Below are 1,635 nucleotides of genomic sequence, written 5' to 3'. Positions count from 1 at the left end.
TTCGGTTTCGGCGCCCGGAAACAGCACCACCTCGGCGCCATGCAGCGCCGGTTCCTCGACCGTGTCGTATTCCTGCTGCGCGTGCTGCTTGCGCAGGCGCATGGCCGCGCAGTTCAGCGCGATGCGGGTGATCCAGGTCGAGAAGCGCGCCGCATCGCGAAAATCGTCAAGATGGGTGAAGGCGGCCAGATATGCGTCCTGCACGACCTCCTCGGCCTCGGCGTCGCTGGGCATCAGGCCGCGGGCGATGCGGAACAGGCGGCCGTTCAGCCGCCGGATCAGTTCGCGCACCGCCGCCTCGTCGCGCTGCCGGGCGGCGGCCACCAGGGCCGTCTCGGACAACTGGCGCTCGGGGCCGGGAAACATCGCTGCTTGGGGTTTGCTCATGGCGTCTTTCCTTGAGGGGGCATCACGGCACCTTGCGCAAGAATGGCATCGACCGGCGGAAAGGCTGCCAAGGCCGCCCGGGGCAGGTCGCCCGCATCGGTGGCCGGACCCTGCCAGCCGCCAACCTGGCCCGGACGGCCCACGACAATCCGCGCCACCATGCCGGCATGTTCATGCGGCTGGCAATAAAGATCATGGACGCCGGGCACGGTCAGCGTGACCTCGTATTCCTCGCCGGGCAACAACAGGCCGCTGTCCCAAGGCTGCGCCCCGTCGGGAATGCGCTGCGGCCGGTCCAGGATGGCGGGGTGATAGGTGGTGGCCGTATGGCTGTTGCCCGGGTCGCGGTTCACGAAGCGGATCGTTGCGCCGGGGGCCACGGCAAGCCCGGCCGGCACGAACCAGACGGCCTCGCCGCGCGGGCTGCCCTTCATCTCGACCAGCAGGGGCGCGGCGGTACTTGCACGGCCAGCCCGCAGGCAGACCGCGCCGAGAAGCGCCGCCCCCTGGGTCATCACCCTTCGGCGGTTCATGGTCATTCCGCCAGCCGCGCCTTGGCATCCGCGTCATGATAAAGCACGACATGGACATGGGGCTTCTCCACGCCCGGATGCCCGGCATTGTGATAGATATCGACCGACGCGACGCTGTCGCGGCCAAGGGCAAGGTCGTCGAAGGCTTGGCCGCCCTCCAGATCCTCCAGCGGCGTCATGTAGATCGTGGCCGACAGCTTGCCGTCGTGGTCATAGCCCAGGAAGGGACCGGCAGGCAGGGTCGCGGGGTCGACGTAAAGCGTGCCGAGGCCGGGCAGGAAATCCGGCAGGGTGACCAGTTCGCTGACCTTCTGGAAGGGCGCGTCAGGGGGCGCGGTGTCAGGCACCGTCTGGGCAGCCGCCAGGAAGGGCAGGGCGCCAAGGAGGACAGATGCGGCGAGAACGGGAAGGGAGCTGTGCATGTGGGGACCTTTCGATGGCAGGCCGGATCCGCCCGGCCATGGTCATTGGATGCAAGCTGGGGAAAAAGGTTCGCGGGGAACAGAAGCCGCTCTGCAGGGCGGATAAGGCGTCTCGCCTTGATCGGCTTGGCAGTCTTGGCAAAGCTCGTTAAGAGACGCGCAATCGCATGGACCCGGTGCAAGCCCGGGTGGCTATTCCGGCCGCCGATCCGCCGGACAACGCATCCAAGACGCGTCTTCGCATTTATCATCATGAACATCACACGGCACTATCTGCGCCAGTGGCAGAATAA

General features: G+C 67.0%; 3 protein-coding genes and 1 other annotated feature. All 3 genes read right to left on the bottom strand.

Annotated elements, in window-relative coordinates:
- On the bottom strand, positions 1 to 387 hold a 387-nt coding region (locus tag IEX25_RS19620; protein WP_229665522.1), incomplete at its 3' end, for a sigma-70 family RNA polymerase sigma factor.
- On the bottom strand, positions 384 to 920 hold the full coding sequence (locus IEX25_RS19615) for a cupredoxin domain-containing protein (RefSeq protein ID WP_229665520.1): 537 nt from the start codon (positions 918 to 920) through the stop codon (positions 384 to 386). The genes IEX25_RS19620 and IEX25_RS19615, both read right to left, overlap by 4 nt.
- A gap of 2 nt (positions 921 to 922) precedes the next feature.
- Positions 923 to 1,342, bottom strand: a complete 420-nt coding sequence (locus IEX25_RS19610; protein WP_188717404.1) for a hypothetical protein — start codon at positions 1,340 to 1,342, stop codon at positions 923 to 925.
- 166 nt (positions 1,343 to 1,508) lie between these two features.
- Positions 1,509 to 1,564: a sequence feature (sul1 is cis-regulatory element that is thought to sense ions involved in sulfur or methionine metabolism; They are found in Alphaproteobacteria), on the top strand.
- Positions 1,565 to 1,635: the final 71 nt, after the last annotated feature.

Origin of the sequence: Paracoccus acridae (assembly GCF_014642735.1) — a bacterium.
In the GTDB taxonomy this organism is placed as follows: domain Bacteria; phylum Pseudomonadota; class Alphaproteobacteria; order Rhodobacterales; family Rhodobacteraceae; genus Paracoccus; species Paracoccus acridae.
Note: the sequence above shows the minus strand (reverse complement) of the source record. Positions and strands in the feature narration are given on the sequence as shown.